The sequence below is a fragment of the Actinokineospora inagensis DSM 44258 genome, assembly GCF_000482865.1.
GTDB lineage: Bacteria > Actinomycetota > Actinomycetes > Mycobacteriales > Pseudonocardiaceae > Actinokineospora > Actinokineospora inagensis.
In genome coordinates this window covers 1-13,629 of record NZ_AXWW01000030.1, presented here as the reverse complement: position 1 = coordinate 13,629, position 13,629 = coordinate 1, and the positions used below count along the sequence as shown (strand labels likewise).

At 71.3% G+C, this 13,629-nt stretch carries 12 protein-coding genes; 8 read left to right on the top strand and 4 right to left on the bottom strand.

The features are described from left to right. Window positions 1-112: 112 nt before the first annotated feature. The 3 genes from H504_RS0113075 to H504_RS0113065 all read left to right on the top strand — a co-directional run bounded on the left by H504_RS0113075 (window position 113) and on the right by H504_RS0113065 (window position 5,805). Complete coding sequence (locus tag H504_RS0113075; protein WP_245614226.1) at window positions 113-1,414, top strand: hypothetical protein; 1,302 nt, start codon at window positions 113-115, stop codon at window positions 1,412-1,414. A 26-nt stretch (window positions 1,415-1,440) separates the two neighbouring features. After that, on the top strand, window positions 1,441-2,427 hold the full coding sequence (locus tag H504_RS0113070) for a glutamate ABC transporter substrate-binding protein (RefSeq protein ID WP_026423147.1): 987 nt from the start codon (window positions 1,441-1,443) through the stop codon (window positions 2,425-2,427). Window positions 2,428-3,240: 813 nt separating this feature from the next. Next, window positions 3,241-5,805, top strand: coding sequence for a serine/threonine-protein kinase (locus H504_RS0113065; RefSeq protein ID WP_245614234.1), 2,565 nt, complete (start codon window positions 3,241-3,243; stop codon window positions 5,803-5,805). A 108-nt stretch (window positions 5,806-5,913) separates the two neighbouring features. Here the strand turns inward: H504_RS0113065 and H504_RS0113060 are convergent, their stop codons facing one another. Genes H504_RS0113060 through H504_RS34760 form a run of 3 tightly spaced genes read right to left on the bottom strand, consistent with a single transcriptional unit; the run spans window position 5,914 to window position 9,006 of the window. Then, complete coding sequence (locus H504_RS0113060) at window positions 5,914-7,038, bottom strand: metallophosphoesterase (RefSeq protein WP_026423145.1); 1,125 nt, start codon at window positions 7,036-7,038, stop codon at window positions 5,914-5,916. Between the two features lie 9 nt (window positions 7,039-7,047). Further along, window positions 7,048-7,626, bottom strand: coding sequence for a PaaI family thioesterase (locus H504_RS34765; protein ID WP_035304220.1), 579 nt, complete (start codon window positions 7,624-7,626; stop codon window positions 7,048-7,050). A 51-nt stretch (window positions 7,627-7,677) separates the two neighbouring features. Then, window positions 7,678-9,006: an MFS transporter gene (locus H504_RS34760; RefSeq protein WP_035304219.1), complete on the bottom strand. Its 1,329-nt coding sequence runs from the start codon at window positions 9,004-9,006 to the stop codon at window positions 7,678-7,680. Window positions 9,007-9,166: 160 nt separating this feature from the next. Here H504_RS34760 and H504_RS0113045 point away from each other — a divergent pair, with 160 nt between their 5' ends. The 5 genes from H504_RS0113045 to H504_RS41115 are packed head-to-tail and all read left to right on the top strand — an operon-like array spanning window position 9,167 to window position 12,251. Then, a complete protein-coding gene (locus H504_RS0113045) occupies window positions 9,167-9,619 on the top strand; it encodes a hypothetical protein (protein ID WP_026423144.1) in 453 nt (150 codons plus the stop codon). A gap of 1 nt (window position 9,620) precedes the next feature. Beyond that, complete coding sequence (locus H504_RS0113040; RefSeq protein WP_026423143.1) at window positions 9,621-10,799, top strand: WXG100 family type VII secretion target; 1,179 nt, start codon at window positions 9,621-9,623, stop codon at window positions 10,797-10,799. Next, window positions 10,796-11,059 (top strand): hypothetical protein, encoded by a 264-nt coding sequence (locus H504_RS0113035; RefSeq protein ID WP_026423142.1) that lies wholly within the window; start codon window positions 10,796-10,798, stop codon window positions 11,057-11,059. Before H504_RS0113040 ends, H504_RS0113035 begins: the two co-directional genes overlap by 4 nt. Continuing rightward, on the top strand, window positions 11,056-11,718 hold the full coding sequence (locus tag H504_RS41120) for a hypothetical protein (protein WP_026423141.1): 663 nt from the start codon (window positions 11,056-11,058) through the stop codon (window positions 11,716-11,718). The genes H504_RS0113035 and H504_RS41120 overlap by 4 nt, the downstream gene beginning before the upstream one ends. Then, window positions 11,715-12,251 (top strand): hypothetical protein, encoded by a 537-nt coding sequence (locus tag H504_RS41115; protein WP_026423140.1) that lies wholly within the window; start codon window positions 11,715-11,717, stop codon window positions 12,249-12,251. Before H504_RS41120 ends, H504_RS41115 begins: the two co-directional genes overlap by 4 nt. A gap of 542 nt (window positions 12,252-12,793) precedes the next feature. Here H504_RS41115 and H504_RS0113020 read toward each other — a convergent pair. After that, window positions 12,794-13,540, bottom strand: a complete 747-nt coding sequence (locus H504_RS0113020) for a helix-turn-helix transcriptional regulator (RefSeq protein WP_035304216.1) — start codon at window positions 13,538-13,540, stop codon at window positions 12,794-12,796. Between the last annotated feature and the right edge of the window lie 89 nt (window positions 13,541-13,629).

Genomic DNA, 13,629 nt, shown 5'->3' with positions numbered 1-13,629 from the left:
CTTGCCGAGTTGGTGGCTAGGGCCATATCGCTCCACTAAGTTCAGGTCCGACCAGGCAGCGGTGGGAAGGCGGCGCGGACGTGCGGTTGGGTGTGACCCCGTGGTGACGGCCGTGCCCGAGCGACCGCCGGTACTCGGCCGGGTGACCCGCTCGGCGCGGACCACGCCAGGCAGGCTGTCCGCCGCCGCGGTCGGGCTGGTCCTGTTGACGCTGCTCACGGGCGTGTTCGCGGCCCTGGCCGTGCAGGACAAGCGCGACACGCTGGACGACCTCGTGCAGCACCGGGAGCCGCTGGCCGCCGCGGCGCAGCAGATCTTCCGGTCGCTCTCCGACGCCGACGCCACCGCGGCCAGCGCGTTCCTCTCCGGCGGGGTGGAGCCCGAGGGCCTGCGCAGCCGCTACGAGTTCGACCTGTTGCAGGCCGGTGCCGCGCTGGGCAAGGCGTCCTCCGACGTCGGCGACGACGCCCTGGCCGCCGACCAGGTGTCGGTCTTGTCCCAGCAGCTCCCGGTGTACTCGGGGCTGGTGGAGACGGCCCGGTCGAACAACCGGCAGGGGTTCCCGGCGGGCGCGGCCTACCTGCGGGAGGCGTCCGGGCTGATGCGGTCGAAGTTGCTGCCCGCGGCCGAGAAGCTCTACCAGATCAACTACGGCAGGCTCGACGGCGAGCAGGAGTCGGCCAAGGAGGTGCCGTGGGTGTCGGTCGTGCTGGTCGTCGCGCTGCTCGCGACCCTGGTGCTGACCCAGCGGTACCTGACCCGCAAGACGAACCGGTTGCTCAACATCGGCCTGGTCACAGCGACCCTGGCCGTGGCGCTCGCGCTGATCTGGAGCGCGGTGGCCCTGTTCGTGTTGTCCACGCACGTGGGTGACGCCGAACGCAACGGCGCGCAGCAGGTCGACGTGCTGGTGCAGGCCAGGATCAACTCGCTCAAGTGCCGCGCCGACGAGACGCTGACCCTGGTGGCTCGCGGCGACGGCCCCGGCTACGAGAAGGAGTGGGCCCAGCTCGCCGCCACCTTCACCGGCGACGGCCAGGGCAACTTGCTGGCCCGCGCCAAGGACCTCGCCGCCAACGACGACCTGGCGGGCGAGGTGCAGTTGGCCGTGCAGAACGCCGACGAGTGGGTCGCCGCGCACCGCAAGATCCGCGAACTCGACGACGGCGGCCAGTACGAGGAAGCGGTGAAGGTCGCGATCGGGGACGCCCCGGACAGCGCGGCCAGCGCCTTCGCCAAGCTCGACAAGAACCTCATCGCCGCGCTCGACGCCGGGCGCGCGGAGTTCTTCACCCAGACCACCAAGGCGGGCAACGCGCTCACCGGCCTGGTGCTCGGCATCGCGGTGCTCGCCGTGGTCGCCGCCGCCGGGATCACCGTGGGCATCCGCGAGCGGCTGCGGGAATACCGATGAGGCCAGTACCGACGAGGGCAGTACCGATGAGGCAGGCACCGATGGAGAAGCTCGCCGGGCTGGTCATGGTCCTGCTGCTCGCCGCAGGCTGTGCCTCCTCCGGCAAGCCGGTTGACCTGGCGACCGTGACCAGCGTCGACGAGCCGCAACCGGTCGGCGTGGAGATCAACCCGCCGACCACCAGCGGTGCCGCCAGCCAGGTCCCGCAGTGCGACCCGACCGCGAGCCTGCGCCCGGGGACCCAGCCGCAGCCGGGCGCGATGCCCGCCGGGTCGACCATGCGCGCCATCCAGGACCGCGGCCGGTTGATCGCCGGTGTCGACCAGAACACGTTCCTGTTCGGCTTCCGCAACCCCACCAGCAACGCGCTGGAGGGCTTCGACATCGACCGGGTGCGCGACGTCGCCGCCGCCATCTTCGGCGACCCGAACAAGGTGCAGTACAAGGTGATCACCTCCGCCGAGCGGATCGACGCGCTGAAGAAGGGCGAGGTGGACATCGTGGTCCGCACCATGACGGCCACCTGCGAGCGCTGGGCCGACATCAACTTCTCGACCACCTACTACGTCGCCGGGCAGCGGGTCGCGGTCGACCGGTCGTCCGCGATCACCGGCATCGACCAGTTGGGCGGCAAGCGGGTCTGCGCCGCCAAGGGCTCCACGTCGATCGCGAAGCTCCGCCAGTCCGCCGCCCCACCGGAGGTCGTCGCGGTGGACAACTGGTCGGACTGCCTGGTGATGCTGCAGCAGGGCCAGGTCGTCGCGGTGTCCACGGACGACACGATCCTGGCGGGCATGGTCGCCCAGGACCCGAACGTGAAGATGGTCGGCCCGCGGTTCACCGACGAGCCGTACGGCATCGGCATCCCCAAGCAGAACCAGGACATGGTGCGGTTCGTCAACGGCGTCCTGGAGCGGTCCACCGCGAACGGCTCCTGGGCGACCAGCTACGGCAAGTGGCTGGCCCAGGCCGGTGGCGCGGCCACACCACCGGTCGCCCGGTACCGGGACTGAGCGGGAGGAGCGGCGATGAACCACTGGACCCCACCCGGCGACCCCGAGCCGGTCGCCAAGCCCGCCCGCTGGCGCTTCGACTCGCCACCGACCGAAGAGTCCACTTCGGACGAACCGGCGCCCGCGCCGGAACCCGCGCCGCCCGCCCCGGAGCCGGTGGCACCGGAGCCCGTGGCGCCCGAGCCCGCCCCCGACCAGCCGCCCGCCCCAGTGGAGAACCCACCCAGCCCGGTCGAGGACCGGCCCGCCCCGGTCGAGATCCCGCCTGCCCCGGCTGAGATCGCGCCTGAGCCCGTTGACGTCTCGCCCGAGCCGGTTGAGGTTCCGCCTGCCCCGGTTGAGATCCCGGTTGCCGACGCCGAGGAGACCGGTGTGCTGCCGGAGGCGGAGGTCAACGAGGTCAGCAAGGTCGACGAAATCAGCGAGGTCAGCGAAGTCGACCCGGTGGCCGAGGTCGACGAGAAAACCGGTGTGCTGCCGAAGGAAACCGTCGCGGCCGCCGACGAGTCGGCCCCGGTCGTCGACGACGAGCAGACCGGCGTGGTGACCAGGGAAGAGGTCGAGGCGGCGGACGAGTCCGCGCGGCCGGGCCAGGAGAGCGCGTGGCAGCCACCCGAGCCGGACTCGACCAAGGTCGATGTCGCCAACCGGCTCTCGGGCGCGTTGGTCGAAGAACCGACGCCGCCGGAGCCCCCCGCGCCGGACGCGGAGGGAACCCAGTTCATCCCGCCGGTCCGACCGCGGCGGGGCAGGCACGCGGCACCCGGGCAGTCCAGCGGGCCGTACCCGTTCCCGCAGCAGGCGCCGCCGGGAATGACTTCCGGACCGCACCCGATCCCACCCGGCGCGCGTTCCGGCCCCCAGCCGGTCCAGCCCGGCGCCCGCCCCGGTCCCCCGCCTGGACCGCGCCAGGGGCCGCCGCGCCCGGGACCGCGGACCGGCCCGCAGCCGCTGCCCCCGCGCCCCGGCGGCAACACCGGCCCGAACCCGTTCCCGCCGGGCGCGATCACCGGCAGGCAGCCGGTCCCGCCCCGGCCCCGACCCCAGCCACGGCCGGGTAACACCAGCGGTGGCTTCCCGGTACCGCAGGTGAGTCCTGTGCCGCAGGTGAACCCGGACGTGACCGACCGGCACTCGATCCCGGCGGAGAGCCCGTTCGCGCCGCCCGCCGAAGACGGTCAGTTGACCAGTGTGCTGGCGGAGACCACGCTCACCCAGAGCATCGTGCCGCCGAAGCCGGAGGAGGACGACGCGCCGAAGACGGAGTTGTTGGCGCGCACGGACAGCGGGTCGACGCCGTTCCCGCACTCCGGGCGCCGCACCGGGTCGCGCTCGTCCGGGCGGGGGCGGTTGGGCGCCGGGCTGGTCGAGGTGCCGAACGTCCCGGTGAAGGACCCGTCCAGCGCGGTGCTGGACAACCCGGTCGTGGCGGAGAACAAGCGGTTCTGCAACAACTGCGGCGCCGAGGTCGGCCGGGGGGTCGACGGGGCGCCGGGGGCGGCGGAGGGCGCGTGCCCGACCTGCGGCCACGAGTTCACCTTCCGGCCGCGGCTGTTCCGCGGTGACCTGGTCGGCGGCCAGTACGAGGTGCTCGGCAGCATCGCCTACGGCGGTCTCGGCTGGATCTACCTGGCCAAGGACCACAACGTCAGCGACCGCTGGGTCGTGCTCAAGGGCATGATCGACACCGGCGACGCCACCTCGATGGCCTCGGTGGTTGCCGAGCGGCGGTTCCTGGCCGAGGTCGAGCACCCGAACGTCGTCAAGATCTACAACTTCGTGCAGCACCCGGACCCGAAGACCGGCTCGATGGTCGGCTACATCGTGATGGAGTACGTCGGCGGCCAGTCGCTGCGGCAGTTGGCGCTCGAACACCACCTGGCGACCGGGCGGCCGGAGCCGCTGCCGATCGGGCAGGTGATCGCGTACGGGCTGGAGATGCTGCCCGCGCTGGGCTACCTGCACAGCATCGACATGCTCTACTGCGATCTCAAGCCGGACAACGTGATCCAGGCCGGTGAGCAGTTGAAGCTGATCGACCTCGGTGCCGTGCGCAAGGTCGACGACTACGAGAGCCCGCTGTTCTTCACCGCCGGGTACGCGGCCCCGGAGTTGGCGACCGAGGGCGCCACCGTGGCATCCGACATCTACACCGTCGGCCGCACGCTGGCGGTGCTCTCGATCGAGTTCGCCGGGTACACGACCCGCTACAAGCACAGCCTGCCCGGTCCGGACGCCGAGCCGCTGTTCGCGTTGTTCGGCAGCTACTTCCGGGTCCTCAAGCGCGCCACGCACCCCGCCCCCGAGCGCCGGTTCACCTCGGCCGAGGAGATGGCCGAACAGTTGACCGGGGTGCTGCGCGAGGTGATGGCGCTGGGCACCGGGAAACCGCGGCCCGGACTGTCCACTGTGTTCAGCCTGGAGACCAGGACCTTCGGCGCGGCCGACTCGTTGCGGCCGCCGCACCCGATGGAGGTGGCGTCGGTGCTGCCGCTCCCGCTGGTGGACACCGACGACCCGGCCGCCGCCGCGCTGGCGACCATCACCGCGACCGAGCCCGCCGAGCTGGTCGCCGCGCTGGCCGCCGCCCCGCAGGAGTCCGTCGAGGTGCGGCTGCGCATGGTCAAGGCGCGGCTGGACCAGGGCGACCTCCGGGCCGCCGTGGCCGAGCTGGACATCGCCCGCCGGATGTCGACCTCGCCCGCCGAGTGGCGACCGGACTGGTACCGCGGGTTGCTGGCGCTGGCCAACAACGCGCCCAAGCCCGCCCGCGAGGCGTTCGAGCGGGTGTACGACGCGGTACCGGGGGAGATCGCGCCGAAGCTGGCGCTGGCGGTCAGCGCGGAGCTCGCCGGAGACCACTTCGCGGCCGCCCGGTTCTACGAACTGGTCTGGCGCACCGACCACTCCTACGTCAGCGCCGCGTTCGGGCTCGCCCGCGTGTACCTGGCCCAGGGCGGTCGGGCCGGGGCGATCGAGGTGCTGGAGGCGGTACCCGAGTCGTCCAGCCACCACATCGCCGCCCAGGTCGCCGCGATCAAGGTGAAGGCCCGCGCGCAGGAGGTCAGCCGGGTCGCCGAGCACGAACTGCACGACGCGGCCAAGCGGCTGGAGCGGTTGGCGCTCGACGCGGAACGCCGCACCCAGTTGTCCGCCGAACTACTGGAAGCCGCCTACGGCTGGGTACAGGCCGGAAAACCCGGCGCCAGCCCGGCGAACGCCAAACGCACCGTCCTCGGCTGCGAACTGTCCGAACGCGAACTCCGGTTCGGCCTGGAGCGCTGCTACCGCGCCCTCGCCCGGCTCGCAGGCAGCCCCGAGCAACGACACGCCCTGGTCGACAAGGCAAACGCCATCCGGCCGCGCACCCTGACCTGAGCGCAAGGCGGGACTTGACAGCCCGAAGAGGTGTTTACCGACCCGGGGACTGCCGCTCCGGGTCGGCCGGGAAGACGCCGCCGACTGACTGCCAGGGCTAGCCGAGTACTAGCCGAGTTCGACGACTGTGATGTCCGGTGGTGCTCCCACGCGCACCGGCGGCCCCCAGGCGCCCGCGCCGTTGGTCACGTACAGCCAGGTGCTGTCTACTTTGGACAACCCGGACACCGCGGGCTGGGACAGGCCGACGACGTAGTGGAACGGCCACAGTTGGCCGCCGTGTGTGTGGCCGGACAGTTGCAGGTCCACCCCGCGCTTGGCCGCGTCGGACACCTGGACGGGTTGGTGCGCCAACAACACCGTCGCGCCAACCCGTCCGGCCAATGCCCGGTCCATGTCCGGGCCGTCGCCGTACGACTTCCCGGCCACATCGGTTACGCCCGCGAGGGTGAAAACGTTGGGGCCGTGGGTGATCTGGGTGTTCTCGTTGTGCAGGTAGTGCAGCCCGAGCCGTTCCAGCTCGGTGACCCAGGGCTGGTAGCCGCTGTAGTATTCGTGGTTGCCGGTGACGAAGTAGCACGGGGATGTCAAGTCCCCCAACGGTTCTGCGGCCCGGCCCAGCTCCTCGACGGTTCCGTCCGCGAGGTCGCCGACCATGGCGACCAGGTCCGGCTTGGTCTCGTTGATCATCCGCACGATCCGCTCGGTGTGCGCGCGGCCCAGGATCGGCCCGAGGTGGATGTCGCTGACCACCGCGATCCGGAACCCGCCCAACCCGGAGGCCAGACCGCGGATCGGCACCGTGACCCGCTTGAGCTCGGGTGTCCCCAGGGCGGTCGCGGTGCCGTACCCGACCACACCACCAGCCGCCGCCCCGGCGACCACGGCCGCCGCGCGGGACAGGAACAGCCGACGGCCCTCGTCCGGTTCGCCGTCGTCCGCCCGCGTCCACCGGCGCAGCGCGAGTCGCGGCAGTTCGAGGACGACCAGGATCAGCAGCAGGTAGAAGAACACCGCCAGCCACAGGAATCCCGGCCACGCGAACCACTCGGACGCGGCCACCCCGACGAACTTCGGCAGGACGAGCGCGGCCACCGAGAACAGCGCAGGCAAACCGAGCAGGCCGGTGCCGATCCGTCGCGCCCGGACTGTCCTGGTCGTGTCCCGCACCAGGCGCTGCCACAGGTACAGGTGCAGGGCCGACACGCCGATGCTGACGACGACCATGAACATGCGGCCAGCCTACGGATTCAGCTCAACCGGCCGGGAACCGAGCAGGGTCGGGTCGGCGGCGACGGCCTGGAGGTCCTCGGGGCGCCCGTTGTCCAGGAAGTGGTTCAGCTCCACGAGCACGAACAGCGCCCGCGCCCGCACCGCGACCTCGCCGTCCGGACCGAGCCGACCCTCGGCGCTGACGTAGACCTTGCGGCCCGCGATCCCGTCCAGGTGGGCGTCGATCACCAGGGTCGTGCCCACCGGGACGGGCCGGAGGAAGTCGGTCTCCAGCCTGCCGGTCACCGCGGGTCGGCGCAGCAGGTTGCCCACGGTGGTGCCCAGCGCCTCGTCGAACGCGCAGGCGAGCAGGCCGCCGTGCGCGAGGCCGGGCGCGCCCTGGTGGGCCTCGGTCACGGTGAACCGCGACCGGATGTGGTGGCCGTCGCCGACCTGGGCCGTCAGGTGCAGGCCGTCCTCCTGCCGGTCACCGCAGCCGAAGCAGTACGCGTAGTGCGGCGGCAGGTCGGTCCCGGCGGCGGGCGTGTCCTCGTGGCGGTCCGGCAGCTCGGTCTCGACCGGTGGCCACGGCTGGGCGGTGCGACTCATTACTGGAGAGTAAGCACTGGGGTGGCTGTGGTCGCGCACACGCCCCGCACCTCAGTTGACCGGGGCTTTCGCCGGGACGGGCGTGCTGTCGGCCGCCTCGCGCAGCGACCGGCCTGCTGTCTCCGGCAGCAGGTGGATGGGCACCGCGGCGATCAGGGCGGCGACCATCAGGTAGTACGCGGGGACCATCGGGTTGCCGGTGGCGTCGACCAGCTTCGTCACGATGTACGGGGCGGTACCGGCGAACAGCGCGGTCGACATGTTGTAGCCGATGGCGAACGCGCCGTAGCGGACCGTGGTCGGGAACATCGCGGGCAGCACCGACGGGATGGTGGCCAGCAGGAACGTCAGCGGCACCGCGATCAGCACCAGCCCCAAGACCAGCGGGACCGTGCCGCCCGTCCGCATCAGCGTGAACGCCGGGATCGGCAGCGCCAGGAACCCCGCGCAGGCCGCGTAGAGCAGCGGTTTGCGGCCGATCCGGTCGGTCAGCGCGCCGACCGGGCCGACCAGGGCCATCATCCCGGCGATCACCGCCATGATCACCAGCAGCGGGGTGCGCCCGGACAGGCCGAGCGTGGTCGTCAGGTACGACTCCATGTAGGTTAACATCACGTAGTCGGCGATGTTGAGCAGGATGATGTAGCCGATGAGGTGCAGGATCGGCCGCCACTGGGTGCGCAGCACGGTCTTGAGCGGCGAGGACTCCAGCCGGTCCTCGGTCCGCGCCTCCTGGAACAGCGGCGTGTCCTCCAGCCGGGTCCGCAGGTACAACCCGACCAGCCCGAGTGGACCGGCGAGCAGGAACGGGATCCGCCAGCCCCAACTCGCCATCGCGTCCTCGCCGAGCGCGATCGTGGTCGCCGTGACCACGCCCGCGCCCAGCAGGTACCCGCCGAGCGAGCCGAACTCCAGCCAACTGCCGAGGAATCCTCGCTTGCGGTCCGGGGCGTACTCGGCCATGAAGGTGGCCGCCCCGCCGTACTCGCCGCCCGCCGAGAACCCCTGGACGAGGCGGGCCAGCAGGACGAGGATGGGCGTGAGCACGCCCGCTGTCTGGTATGAGGGGAACAGTCCGATCGCGAACGTCGACCCGGACATCAGCACGATGGTGGTGGCGAGCACCCGGCGGCGGCCGACCCGGTCGCCGAGCGGGCCGAAGACGAAACCGCCGAACGGGCGGGCGATGAACGCCACCGCCAGCACGGCGAAGGTCCCCAGCACGTTCTCGGTGGGCGTGGCGGCGTCGAAGAAGACGGCCCCGAGCACCGCGGGCATGAACCCGAAGACGCCGAAGTCGTACCACTCGATGCAGTTGCCCATCGCGGACGCCGCCACCGCGCGGCGAATCGAGTTGTGGTCAGTTGCCAATTCACTCACTGGTGGAGGGTAACGTCACCCATCAACCGATACTGATCAGCGCGCTGTTGCCGAACTGCGCGCCAGAAGTGCCCAGTTGAGCAGTAGACCGGAGTAGAGGTAGCACCTGAGGTGACGGTGAGTCACCCTGAGTGCGGCGAACGGCGGGTGGGAGAGGGACATGACGCGGGTGCACGACATGCGGCAGGCGCGGGCCATGCGGTCCGAATCGGGACCGGTCGCGCAGGTGGTCACCGACACCGACGTCCACGCGGGTCCCCCCGGCGACTACCGGGTGACCGGCACGGGCAGCGACGGCGTCGAGGTCGACTACGCGGCCCTGCAAGCCGCCGACCGAGAACTGGCCATCCTGGCCGACGACCTGAACAACCAGTTGCGCCAAGTCGGGGACCTGGCCGCGCCGCTGCCCGCCGGGGCCGGTCTCCTGGCCGCTGCCATGGAACGTGAGTTCGTCGGCCGCACCGACGCCTCGACCGGGCTGCGGGCCGTGCTCACCCAGTACCTGGGCGAGCTGAACCAGGTCCGGGCAGCGATCAACGCCACGTTGGCCACTTACCAGCGGGTCGACGAGCACGCCGCGACCACGCTGCGGCGCGTGGGGGAGGAAGCCTGAGATGACGTACAACCCGGATCGGTACGACAAGTACTACAACGAGGTGCACCCCCTGACCGCGGCCCAGAAGCAGCAGGCCAACCAGGACGCGAGCGACCGGCAGCAGAACCTGACCTTCACCGACTTCCGATCGGTCAACTGGGACGCCTACGACCACGCGACCCTCTACAACATGGTGATGAAGGCGAACCCCGGTGAGCTGGGCACCCGTGCCGTCCAGTGGTCCACGCTCGCCGACGAGATCTCGGCCACCACCGGCCGGGTCCGCGACGTCGTGCAGGACCTGCTCGGCACCTGGCGCGGTCCGGCCGCCCTGCGTGCCGCCGAGGCCAACACCCGGCTCACCCAGTGGGCGGGCGAGGCCGCGCACACCTCCGCCCAGATCGGTGAGGGCCTGTCCAACTTCACCGACGCCGTGTCGCACGCGCAGAAGACCATGCCGGAACCGGTGTTCTACTTCGCCGACCGCCACTTCGACGCCGGTTACGACGTCAAGGCGGGCAACGACCCGGCGAGCGCCGTGCTCCTCAAGCAGCTCACCACCGACCAGCACCTGACCGTGGCGCAGCGGAACGAGGCCAAGGCGAAGGCCGTCCACGTGATGCAGACCTACGCGTCGCAGAGCCACGATGTCCAGACCGCCCTGCCGGACTACCGAACCGCGCCGACCACCACCCAGGCGTCCGGCGACCCCACCTTCGCCGAGTTCACCCCGCCGACCCAGCGGCACCCCGGCCACGAGTCGTCAGACCCGAAGAGACCCGTGCCGCCCACGCCCGATCCGCCGGGTTCGCCGACCGCCCCGACCGGCGGTACCTACGTCGCCGCCAACACCCCGGTCGCCTCGCCGACGTCCGCCGCCAACCCCGGCAACACGTACGGCACCCCGACCGGTTCCGGCTACGGTTCTGGTCAGGGCTCTTACAGCCCGGGGTTTGGTTCGGGTTCCGCCGGTGGGGGCGCGATGTCCGGAGTCGGCGAGAACGCCGCGCGGGGCAGTGCGCTGGAGCGTGGTCTCGCGGGCCGGGGTGGTGCCACCGGGTCCAACAGCATGTACGGCCCGATGTCCGGATCCGGTGCGCGCGGCGAGGACGACATCGAACACAAGAGCCGCTATGAAGAGGGTCTCGACCTGTTCGACGACCTCCCACCCGCGTACCCACCCGTCTTCGGCGCATGACCGGCTTCAGCGTCGCCCCGGGTGACTTGGCCGCCGCCGCTACCAGCCTCGACTCGGCGGCGGAGGCACTGGCGGTCCAGCTTCCCACCGTCGACGCCGGCCCCGACCGCCTGAACTCGGCGATCGCGGCCTTCTCGGCGGACACCCGCGACACGCTGTCGTCGGTCCGCAGCTCGCTGATCTCCGCCGTGGGCCACCTCAACGCCACCGTGGACAGCTACACGGACTCGGACACCGCCACCGCCCGGCGTTTCCGATGACTGTCTACTCCGGACTCGGGTTTGACCCCGTCAGCGGTGATCCGGACGCCGTTGCCGAGCTGGCCCGGGACTACCGGATGGCGGCGGAAGCCCTGGTCCAGGCCGAATCTTCGGTCGGTCGGGCTCGTGGTCTCCCGTGGACCGGTCCGGCCGCCGATGCTTTTCGCTCGGGGTTGCCCGTCATCGACCCGGGCAACCTGCACCGAGCGGCTGACATCCTTGACGACTGGGCGCATGCACTGGCCGTCGCCAAGTCCACTGCGGATCGCCTTGATCGGCAGGCTGCCGTGCTCCGCCGTCAGCTCGCCGATGTCGAGGACGAACTCGACCGGCTCCGCGACTTCGAGTTCACCGGTACCGACCACAGTGCCGCCGCGGCCCGCGGTACCGACCTGCTTGCCCGGCTCGACGCGGTCCTCCGGGACGCTCGAACCTTGGCCGCCGACCACTTGAACGCCGCGGCCGCCGTCGCCGATCGGCTCGATTCCCTGCGGGGGCAGCACATCCCGGCCACCGGCACACCCGCCACCGTCTCGGCCCTCTTGCGCCGGATGTCCAGCACGACTGCCGCGCTGGCCGGACTGGTGATCGGCCATCCACCGGGTGTTGCGCGGCCGACCGGTGCCGTCGCCGCTGTCGTCGCCGAGCGCCGTCGGTGAGGCTGGCCGCCGTCGACGGCATCACCCCGGTGCCCCTGGGTACGCCCGAGGACACCGCCGCCCGCCTCACGGCTGCCATGATCGCCGCCCGCGGCCCTGAGTCCGCGCACGATCCCGGCGTCGCGCAGTCCGCCCGCGAGGCCGCCGACCTGGCTGCGGGCGCCCACTTGCTCGCCGTCGTCACCCACCCCGCCGCCGACCCGGCGATCCTCACCGCGCTCACCACCACCGTCGACCACCCGCACGGCACGACCACCGCCGCCGACCTGGTCGCCCACCTCACCCAGTCCGACACCGACCTGCACGACGTCGCCGAAACCACCACGGCGGCAGGCCACCCCGTGATCATCGCCGAACGCCTCACCCCCACCGGCTGCCAGCTCCAGGCCGTCGTCCTCGACCCCGGCACCCGCCGCATCGCCCTCTTCACCCTCCACTCCCCCACCGGCCGCGGCTGGCTCGACACCGCCACCCTGCTCGGCCGGTTGATCACCACGGTCGAGTTCGAGCCGGTGATTGGTGCCCTGCCCTGAGCAGCCCCCAATTTCGAGCTTCCTGGTAGGCGCCGACAAAACCCGTGTCCGCAAGGGTTTTCGCGGATAACAAGAGCTGAGCGGGACACCTGAGCGACAGGTGGCTCGGCTCGTCGCCGCCTCGAATCGAACAGCCCCCGAATCCAGCCTAGCGGTGGGCACCGACAGAAGTGCCGCCTCGAAAACGCTTGCGGGATAACGGAAGACAAGTCGGGACGCCGGAGCGCTGAACGGCTGTGGTAGGCCGCTGAACGCACGCCGTGGACAGGTGGGCTCTTACCGCCCGCAAAGCCCGTTCGGAGCGCAGTTTCCTGTCGGTGCCCACCGCTAGGCTGGAAATCGGGGGCTGCTCAGCTCGGGATGCTGTTCGGGCATGATCGCCAAGCTCGGGGAGAGCTGGTCCAAGGCATGCCCTGACCTGCGAGTCAGCCCGCGCCGCCGCTCGCCGCTCCTGGGTTCGGTCCGGCTCTTGTTGTTCGCGAAAGCCTTTGCGGCTAGGGGTTTTGTCGGTGCTGACCAGTAGGCTGGAAATCGGGGGCTGCTCAGGTCGAGCCGGTCTTGTCGCGGTAGTCGCGGGGGGAGTGGCCGACGGTTTTGCGGAAGGTGCGGGAGAAGTGGGCGGCGTTGGTGAAGCCGCAGTGGCGGGCGATCTCGCTGATCGGGCGGTCGCCCTGGGTGGGGTCGGTGAGGAGTTCTTTGGCGCGGGTGACGCGCATGGTGCGGATGCGGCCGGAGACGCCCTCGCCGTCGTCGAAGAGTTGGTAGAGGCGGCGGCGGGAGATGAAGAGGGCGTCGGCGATGCGGTCGGCGGACAGGGTCGGGTCGGTCAGGTGGTCGCGGATGTAGCTGATGGCGGCGCGCCTGCGGGTGGCGATGGCGTCGGCTCGGTCCAGTTCGGTGCGCAGGGCGCCGCGCAGGACCAGTTCGGTGAGGCCGGTGAGGTAGGCGCGGGCGCCGTGCGGGTCCACGGTCAGGCCGAGGAAGTGGGCCACCGAGGAGACGACCAGCGCGTGCAGGCCGCGGTCGAGGGGGACCGGTTGGAACAGCAGCGGCCGGAGTTCGGCGAAACCGACGGTGAGGTTGGCGGTGGCGACGGTCAGCAGCACCGTCCCGCCGCGCACCCGCAGCGAGCAGTCGCCGAACGCGAGGTCCGCGGCGGGCAGGCGGGGGACGCGCAGCAGGACCTGCAGCGACGCCGGGTCACCGCCGCGTCCCTCCACGGCGCGGCGGACGGCGACGGCACCGGAGGCGCGGACGACCAACTGCCCGGCGGCGACCTCGGCGTCCATCACGGACAACCTTAGTGGCTCGACCCAGGAGGTTGGCCGGGTCTCGACCTGCCCACGACGTCCCTGGCCGCGTTGCCGAAACGACCAAG